The following is an 8,557-nucleotide window of genomic DNA, read 5'->3' as shown; positions in this document are numbered from 1 at the left end:
CCCCCCCCCCCCCCCCCCCCCCCCCCCCCCCCCCCCCCCCCCCCGGCCCCCCCCCCCCCCGGGGGGGGGCGGGGGGGGGGCGGCCGCGGCCGGCCCCCCCCCCGCGGCAGCGGGGGCCACCGCCGAAGCTGCGGTATCGGTCGTCGTGGTCAGAGCCGCGGCGGCACCACCCGAGCCCGAGCCACTGACGTCGGTGGTCGCGGTGGCCCCACCGGTTCCGGTGACGCACTGGTTCGGCCCACGCTGGTCGCAGGCCTGAGGCTGGGGGGCGGTGTCAGCCAGCTTGTTACTCGCCGGGTTCTTGCCGTCGAAGGTGGGGTTGTTGCAGGTGGCGAGGTTGACACCGGCGGTAGAGGCTCCCGGAATCTTCTTGATCTGATCCGACGCGGCCTGCACCAGGTTCAGGGGCAGCGGTGAATAGCCGAGCGCTGCCGCCTGCTGCTGCCCCTCGCAGAGCAGATAGTTGGTGAACACGCCGAGGGTCTTGCCCTTCTCTGCCGTGAAGACGCCGCCCACCTTGGTGGGCACGATCATGTACGAATAACTCGAGAGCGGATAGGTGCGGGCGTCGGCGCTGTTGTACACACCGTCGAGAATCTGGGTGAGATAGTCGGGCGAACCCACGGTGGTGTTGATCTGTGCCGAGAGCAACGCAACGGCGACCGACGGAGCAGTGGGTTCGACGTAGTAGCCGGCCGAGTTCAGCACCTTTGCCACGGGAAAACCCGACTTCAGCGCGTAGGAGTACTCGACGTAGGTGATCGCGCCTTCTCCGTAGTCCTGGCTCACGTAGCCCGAAACGCCCAGCGAGCCGCTCTGCGCCTTCGAACCGGAGAATTCTGGGTACTGCGAGGTGAGTCCGCAGGGCACGCTGCGCTTCACAGATGTGCAGAAGGCGTTCCAGAGGTCAGGGTGCTGCTTCGACATCCAGAGCGTGAACTGGGCGGTCGAACCCGAGCCGTCAGAGCGAACCACGGGGGTGATCGACTTGTCGGGCATCGCCAGGCCCGGGTTGTCTGTCTGAATGGCGGGGTCATTCCACTTGGAGATCACACCGGTGAAGATCTTCGTGATGACGTCGCCGCTCAGCCGCAGGTTGGTGACCCGCTTGCCGCCGATCTTCAGGTTGTACATGAACGAGGTGCCGCCCGCCACGATGGGCATGTAGGCGTAGGGCGTCGCCGGCGTCTCGGGGGCAGAGCCGTCTTCGGGCTTCGCCTGGAATGGAATCTCGCTCACGGCGAAGTCGACGGTGCCCGCGATGAAGTCGGCGCGACCGGCCGAGGAACCGCTGCCCGAGTAGTTGACGGTCATGCCGTAGTTCGAGGCCACATTCTTGCGCCACTGGTCGAGGGCGTTCTGTGACCACGTCGAACCACTGCCACTGATGGGGGTGTAGGTGTCAGCCGAGGCGCTCTGCACTGCAACGCCGCCGCCGACGCCCGTGAGCATCAGAGCGAGGGCGAAGCCAGCGGTGAGCAGGCGGACGAGACGGATGCGCGGCGTCACTGAGACGTCTCCTCGGGGTTTGCGGGGGCGGGTGTGCCGGTGGGCTGGGCTGCGAGAGGGGCAGCCGGCGAGGCTGCGGGCGTGCGGTTCATTCGCCGCGCATCGTCGGCCGACTGGCCTGCCACCCGACGGCGCTGGCGGTCGGAGAGCTGCCCCGGGCCCTTGCCACCGATGAGGCGGGCAACAACGAACAGCAGCAGCACGAGCAGAATCAGCACGGCAGCCGTTCCGAATCCGCGGGCGATGATGTTCGGCTCCGGCGACTTCACGAAGTCGAACACTTGCAGTGGCAGCGAGATCATCGGGCCCGAGAACGGGTTGAGGTTCATCACCGCGGTGATACCCGAGGTGAGCAGAACGGGCGACGTCTCGCCGATTCCGCGAGCCGTTCCGAGAATGACCGCCGTGACGAGGCCCGACCGTGCCGTGGGCAGCACCACGCCCCACACCGTGCGCCACCGCGTCGACCCGAGTGCATACGAGGCCTCGCGCAGATTGCCGGGCACGAGGCGCAACACCACGTCAGAGGCCCTGATGATGATCGGGAGCATCATCACCGCGATGGCGAGCGCCGCCGCGAAGCCCGACCGCTGGTGGGTGATGAGCTGGATGATCGCCGCGTACACGAACAATCCCGCAACAATCGATGGCAGTGCTGTCATCGCGTCTGAGATCGTGCGTACGAACCGCGCGAACCGACCGCCCACCTCATTGAGGAACACCGCCGTCGTGATGCCGAGCGGAATCGTGATGGCCAGCGCGATGCTGATCTGAATCAGCGTGCCCACGATCGCGTGCGCGATTCCGCCCACGTCGAGCCCGTCGAGCGGCCCGGCGAACTGCATGGTCTGAGTGAAGAAGTTGAGGTGCGGCAGCGCGATGGTTCCACGACCCACCGTGTAGATCACCACGAACACCAGCGCTCCGAACAGTACGACGCCCGCGCTGATGAGCAGCACCGTCGTGATGCGGTCTTTCACCTCTTCACGGTCTGATCTCAGCGACACCAGCAGGCTGTAGAACGCGATGAACAGCACAAACGACACCACTACCCAGCCGATGGGCCCGGTCAGCGGAGTGAACCAGCCGAAGAGCAGGGTCGTGACGGTGGGCCCGGCCACGAGAGCCCCGAGCACGTTGAATTTCTCGTCGAGCGTCGACTCACGCAGGCGCCTCTTCGGCCCCACCTCGATTCCCGTTCGGTTCGGGATGCTCGTGGGGCGTGCCTCCGGGGCCGCCGGGGCAGCCCGTTCTCCCGTCACCGTCACCGCGGTCGCTGTCGCTGTCGTCACGGTCGCTGTCGTCACGGTCGCTGTCGTCACGGTCAGCTCGTCTCTGCGCCAGAGCGCGACCGGGCGACGATCGACGACGCGGTGAAGTTGATCACCAGGGTGATGAGAAAGAGCACCAGACCGGCGGCCATCAGCGCCGACAGACCGAACTGGCTCGCTTCGCCGTACCGCAGGGCGATGAGCGCCGAAACCGAGTTCGTTCCGGTCTTCAGCACCTCCCAGTTGATCGTGAAGATCGGCGAAATGATGAGGTACACGGCGATGGTCTCGCCGAGGGCGCGCCCGAGGCCGAGCATGATGCCCCCGATCATCCCGCCGCGACCGAACGGCAGCACAACGGTGCGAATCATGCCCCAACGGGTGGAGCCGAGTGCAAAAGCTGCCTCGCGTTCGCCGATCGGTGCCTGAGAGAATGCCTCGCGCATCACCGAGGTCTGGGTGGGTACGACCATGAGCCCTACGACAATGCCGGCGATGAACGCTGAGGAGGTGAATGCACTGGCCTCGGTGAGCCTCGCGCCTGTGCCGTCTTCGACGGCGAACGCGGGAATGAAGCTGAAATAGGTCGAGATCCAGGCCGACACCGGAATGACGGCGGCCTGGAGGAAGAACAGACCCCACAGCCCGTACACCACACTCGGTACGGCAGCCATGAGGTCGACCAGCGACACCAGGAACGAGCGCAGCGGGCCGCGCACCACCTCTGACAGCAGCAGTGCTGTACCCACGGCGAGGGGAACTCCGACGCACATCGCGATGATGGCGATGCTGAAAGTGCCGAAGATCACTGCGGCGATGCCGAACTGGTGAGTCTCAGGCGACCACTGCTGCTCCAGGAGAAAGTTGATGCCGGCCACCTGCAGGGCGTCGCTCGCTCGCAGGGTCAGAAACAACCCGACGGCGAGCATGATGCCCACGGTGGTGGCGCCGGCCGTGAACGAGACGCCCTTGAACACTGAGTCTGAGCGGGAGGCGCGCGCCGCGAGTGAGCGTCGGGCTGCGCCCGGGTGCACAAGGGGTTCAGGGTTGTCTTGACGGGTTCTGCCGGTACCCGTGTGCATCGGTGCGGGTGCGATTGTTCCGATTTCTTCAGCAATCACACGGGCAACCACCATCTTCTCCGTGGTTTCACGCGTCAGAATGTTGTGAAGGTCGGTGAGCGAGTCGAACTTCTTCTCGACCATGGCGCACCTCCCTCTCTGCCCGCGCGCCACTCGGCCCGCATACGACAGGTCTGATGGTCATGGCCCCGGGTGAACACAGGGTGCCCGGTTCGTGAAGCAGCGGCAGACGCAGCATGTTGAGAGCACGAGGGGCTCCCCCAGTTGTGGGCACACGCGCGGCAGGGATGGGGCCGGAGTGGTGCGGGCGGTCAGGGGCGCGGCGCGCCGGAGGCGGTGGGCGGCGTGGTCGGCACGGTCGTCGCCGGGGTAGGCGCTGGTGCGGTGGGCGCCGTTGCCACGACCAGGGTGACCGACGTGGCGAGCCTCAGCTCAGAACCCTCCCCCGGTTCGACGGCAAGCACCGTTCCGACCGGCACACTGCCACTGGCCCTCGCTGCCACGACCACCGCGAACCCGGCGCGCTGGACTACCGGCACCGCGTCACCCTGAGTCAGCCCCACCACCCGGGGCACGCTGTTCGACCCCGACGCCACCGTCAGGTCGACTGCCGAGCCGTGTGCTGCCTGCCCACCCGTCACCGGCGAAGCTTCGAGAACCGTGTCGTTTGGCAACGCAGAATTCACCGGCGTCACCGTACCGAGCCTGAGGCCCGCGGCCTCGATCTGCCGCTGCGCTTCTGCCAGCGTGATGCCGGCGACTTCCGGAACGGGCACCATTGCCGCCGCCGCCACAACCGGGCTCGCCGCGGCGGTGGGTAGCGGCAGAGCGCTCGGTTGTGGGGTGGCGGGCGGGGTGACGGTGGTCGCACCCGGCGCATCGGCACTGCCGGCGGGCGAGCCCGTCGCACTCGCTGCCGGCGGCAGGGCTGCCGCGGTGCCTCGAGGTGACCCGTTGGCTGCGAGCATCCACACCACGCCTACCGCTGTCGCCATGAGAATGAGGGTGAGCCACACCGCGCCGCCGCTTCGCCGACGCGGGCCGACAGTGCCCCGAAGGCTCGCCAACCCGGTGGAGCTACCCGCCGGCATCGCTGCCGATGCGCCGGCGAGCGCCACGTCGTTGAAGCCATCCTTGGCGCCAGTGACGCCATCGACGGAGTTAGCCACAGGTGTAGCCACAGCGGTAGCCACAGCCGTCAGCATGGTGCCGGGCGCACCGGGCAGCACGGCCGCTATGCGCAGTACTTCAGCACGCATGGCCTCGGCCGAGGCGAAGCGGGCAGCAGGGTCTTTGAGCAGGGCTTTGGCGAGCATCCGGTCGACTGCTCTCGGCAGCCCCGGTCGAAGCACAGAGGCGACGGGTGGCGGCGCCGTCAGGTGGGCACGCATCACGGCCTGAGCATGATCACGCACGAAGGGCGGCTGGCCGGTGAGCGCGAAGAACAGCACCGCGCCCACCTGATAGAGGTCGCCCGGTGCGTCGACGGGTGAGCCGGTCGCCTGCTCTGGCGACATGTAGTTCACGCTGCCGAGCACTCCGAGCGAGCGGTCGCTCACGGCACTGCGTAGCACGTCGGCACCGAGCGCGGGCCGGCCGGCGGCATCGGCCAGCCCGAAGTCGACCAGCCGCACGCCCTCGGCCATCAGAGCAACGCGGCCGTCGGCCCCGCGCGCACGCGCACGCGCAGCCGCACCGGCAACGCCGTAGCCAACGCCAGCCGCATCGCCGTAGTCAGCACCAGCACCAACGCCAACGCCAACATCAGCGCCCTCGCCAGCTGTACCCCCACCAGCACCAGCAGCGACACCACCCGCACCCGACACCATCACGTTCGCGGGCGACACATCACGGTGAACCAGGCCGATCGCGTGCGCAGCCGACAGCGCCCGCAGCATGCCATCGGCCAGCGCCAGCGCCTCACCGACACCGAGCACTCCGTTCGACTCGATGTACTCAGCCAGAGTCGTGCCGGGCGCGCGTTCGAGCGCGATCCACGCCAGCGGTTCGCCGTCGGGGTCGTGCACGCCCACACCCAGTACACCGGCGATATTCGGGTGTCGCAGCGGTTCGGCCGCCCGCGCCTCGACGAAGAACGCCTCACGGCTCGCGGGCGAGTGCGACAGATGCGGGTGCAGGATCTTCAGCGCCACCCGCTCATCGGTCAGCACATCGACCGCCTCGAACACCGACGCAGAACCTCCGCTGCCGAGCAGGTCGCCGAGCGCGAAACGGGCCGAGACGAGGCCGGGGGGTCGAGCATCCATCGGCTCAGCCGACCGCAGCGGCATACCGATTGGCGGTCTCGGCCACAGCGTCGACGTACGATTCGACATGATTGTAGGCGAACACGGATGCCCGCCAGCCCGCCGCACCCGACAGGTCGCCGCAACTGCAGAGGTAGCGCCCTGCCGCAAGCGAGGCGTCGTCGATCTGCTGCGGGTCGCTCACGCCGTCGCCGTTGCCGTCGGCTCCCCACCGCATCCAGGTCGACGGGATGAACTGCAGCGGCCCCACGGCACGGTCACCGTTCGCGGTGCCGTCGAGGGCTCCCCCGTCGGTGTCACTGACCGCGGCATACTTTGAGCCGTCGAGCGCGGGGCCGTAGATCGCAGGGCTCGCGGCACCGTCGGCAGTGATCGTCGATCCCGCGTGGGTTCCGTGCGCCGACTCGATCGAGCCGAGTGCCGCCAGGGTGTTCCACCCGACGTGGCACTGGGGCAGCTCCCTCGCGAGCGCCAGCGCCGCGCCCGCGTAGCCCACGAGCGCACGGTACGGGATGCCCGTGCGGGCCGCACTCGCGGTCGCCCAGGTCGGGTCGACCAACGCTGCATCGCCGCCCGCGCCGCCCGCACTTTGCGTTGCAGCTGCGGTGTTCGCTCCGACCGCGGAAGCCTCAGCCACCCCGGCCCCCTGCGAACCACCCGTGGCCGCCAGACCGCGCGCCTTTGGTGTGAGTACACCCACGCCGATGAACAGACCGAACAGCACCAGCGCCGACACCAGCAGCGCCCTCACCACGCGGCGACCCCGTCGCGCATGAGCGCGTGCTGGGCGCTCCGCACCGGCGCGTTCGATCGAGTGGCTCGCGAGCCCTCCGAGACGAATGCTGACGCCAGCGCGTGCACTGAGTACGCTGCCGACTCCCGGCTGAGCGCCGCGGCCCCATACCAGCGGCCACACGACATCACCGAAACATTGTCGATTGTCACGTACCAGCCGTGCTGGCCTGCGCCGGGGCCGGTGATGGGCATGACGGTCATCTCGTCTGTCTGCTGCCGCAGCTGCAGAACGTGCGCGCGGGCAGAGCTCAGCGACTCGTAGAGAAACAGGCTGCGCGCCACCTCGCGGTTGTTCGACGCGAGCAGTCGCCAGATGCCTGAACGGGCATCCGGTGTCAGGGCCGTCGCACGGGGCGACCGGGCGACCGGGGCCAAGCGGGGCTCACCAGAGGGCTGGAGCGTGCGCCCCGCTCTCGCTGCGCTTGCGCGCGCGCCTTGGCGAACGTGCTCCCGAAAGGTCGACCAGCCCAGTAACACCGGGTCGTTTCGCGAGGCGAACTGCGAGAAGAAGATGCTCGGGTTCGCTGTCACAGTCACCTCGCCTCGTACTGTCGCCGACGCCACGCCCAATCGGGCGACGAGGCTCAGCCTGTACTGTGCCGCCCACGGGTTGACCACGGGCATCCAACACGTGAAGAAGGCGTGTACGACCCGTGGCCAAATGCGTGGCCGAAGCAGGGGCAGAGACTCAGGCGGGCAGGTACTGCTCGATCTTCGCGACGAAGGCAGGGTCGGTGGGCTTGGTCTTCGGGCGCAGGCGCGAGACGACCTCGCCGCCGGGGGCTATGAGAAATTTCTCAAAGTTCCACGCAACGTCGCCGGCATCGCCGCTCTCGTCTTCGACGGTGGTGAGCAGCTCGTAGAGCGGATGGCGACCCTCGCCGTTCACCTCGATCTTGGCGAACACCGGGAAGTCGACACCGAACGTCGCCGAGCAGAATGCCTGAATCTCCTCATCGGTACCCGGCTCTTGACCGTTGAACTGGTTGCTGGGAAACCCCACTACGGTGAACCCACGATCGGCGTACTCGGTCTGCAGCTGCTGCAGGTCGGCGTACTGCGGTGTGAGGCCGCACCGCGATGCCACGTTCACCACGAGCACGACCTTGTCGCTGAGGCCGGCGAGAGTGGTGCTCTCGCCGGCGGCGGTCTGAATGGGGATGTCGTACAGAGGGGAGGGCATACCCCGATTTTATGCGTGCGCCGGGGTGCTCAGCCCGTCGCGGCACTGCCCACAGGCCTCCCAGCCATGAATTGAGAGAACGTGCACACCGCGGGTCTTACGCGGCAGACCAGCGACCTTTACGCTGGGTAGCGATCGCAGCGACGCGCATCCGCGACGCGCGTAACGGAAAGAGCAGGGAAGCTATGACCGACAATGAGACCTACCGGGCAGAACTCATCGGCCCGAACGTCATCGGCAACAACGAGATCGTCGAGTTGCCGTACGTGAACGGCGCGTACCAAGACCTCGTCGAGCTCACGTTCGAGGCCGCCGGCACCACGTCGGTTCGCACCTGGGCGCTCGGTGAGGGCACCGTCGAGCCCATCGCGTACAACTTCGTCGGCGAAGTCGACGCCACCCCGCCGAACGTCGACAACTAGCCGAACCGGCTGTACGGCTGTACGGCTG

8 protein-coding genes are annotated in these 8,557 nt (G+C 67.8%); 1 reads left to right on the top strand and 7 read right to left on the bottom strand.

The annotated features are described in order from the left end of the window. The 7 genes from pstS to QN358_RS14570 form a co-directional block, all read right to left on the bottom strand. On the bottom strand, nt 1-1,509 hold a 1,509-nt coding region (gene pstS, locus QN358_RS14600), incomplete at its 3' end, for a phosphate ABC transporter substrate-binding protein PstS (RefSeq protein WP_323512803.1). Continuing rightward, a complete protein-coding gene (gene pstA / locus QN358_RS14595; RefSeq protein ID WP_323512802.1) occupies nt 1,506-2,831 on the bottom strand; it encodes a phosphate ABC transporter permease PstA in 1,326 nt (441 codons plus the stop codon). The genes pstA and pstS, both read right to left, overlap by 4 nt. 2 nt (nt 2,832-2,833) lie before the next feature. Next, nucleotides 2,834-3,985 (bottom strand): phosphate ABC transporter permease subunit PstC, encoded by a 1,152-nt coding sequence (pstC, locus tag QN358_RS14590; RefSeq protein ID WP_323512801.1) that lies wholly within the window; start codon nt 3,983-3,985, stop codon nt 2,834-2,836. 188 nt (nt 3,986-4,173) lie between these two features. Next, a complete protein-coding gene (locus tag QN358_RS14585) occupies nt 4,174-6,129 on the bottom strand; it encodes a protein kinase domain-containing protein (RefSeq protein WP_323512800.1) in 1,956 nt (651 codons plus the stop codon). A 4-nt stretch (nt 6,130-6,133) separates the two neighbouring features. Further along, nucleotides 6,134-6,883, bottom strand: coding sequence for a lytic transglycosylase domain-containing protein (locus QN358_RS14580; protein WP_323512799.1), 750 nt, complete (start codon nt 6,881-6,883; stop codon nt 6,134-6,136). After that, nucleotides 6,877-7,455 (bottom strand): hypothetical protein, encoded by a 579-nt coding sequence (locus tag QN358_RS14575; protein ID WP_136643070.1) that lies wholly within the window; start codon nt 7,453-7,455, stop codon nt 6,877-6,879. Before QN358_RS14575 ends, QN358_RS14580 begins: the two co-directional genes overlap by 7 nt. Before the next feature lie 157 nt (nt 7,456-7,612). Then, nucleotides 7,613-8,107, bottom strand: a complete 495-nt coding sequence (locus tag QN358_RS14570) for a glutathione peroxidase (RefSeq protein WP_136643071.1) — start codon at nt 8,105-8,107, stop codon at nt 7,613-7,615. Between the two features lie 185 nt (nt 8,108-8,292). On the opposite strand from QN358_RS14570, the gene QN358_RS14565 reads away from it, so the two are divergent. Beyond that, nucleotides 8,293-8,529: a hypothetical protein gene (locus QN358_RS14565; RefSeq protein ID WP_136643072.1), complete on the top strand. Its 237-nt coding sequence runs from the start codon at nt 8,293-8,295 to the stop codon at nt 8,527-8,529. Nucleotides 8,530-8,557 lie beyond the last annotated feature (28 nt).

This window comes from Subtercola sp. RTI3 (assembly GCF_035018625.1).
GTDB lineage: Bacteria > Actinomycetota > Actinomycetes > Actinomycetales > Microbacteriaceae > Subtercola > Subtercola vilae.
The sequence above is the reverse complement of the archived record's forward strand: the minus strand, read 5'-3'. Positions and strand labels throughout refer to the sequence as shown.

Coding starts and splice junctions, on each gene's coding strand:
- pstC (WP_323512801.1), bottom strand. CDS start 3,985: ATGGTCGAGAAGAAGTTCGACTCGCTCACCGACCTTCACAACATTCTG.
- QN358_RS14585 (WP_323512800.1), bottom strand. CDS start 6,129: ATGGATGCTCGACCCCCCGGCCTCGTCTCGGCCCGTTTCGCGCTCGGC.
- QN358_RS14570 (WP_136643071.1), bottom strand. CDS start 8,107: ATGCCCTCCCCTCTGTACGACATCCCCATTCAGACCGCCGCCGGCGAG.
- QN358_RS14565 (WP_136643072.1), top strand. CDS start 8,293: ATGACCGACAATGAGACCTACCGGGCAGAACTCATCGGCCCGAACGTC.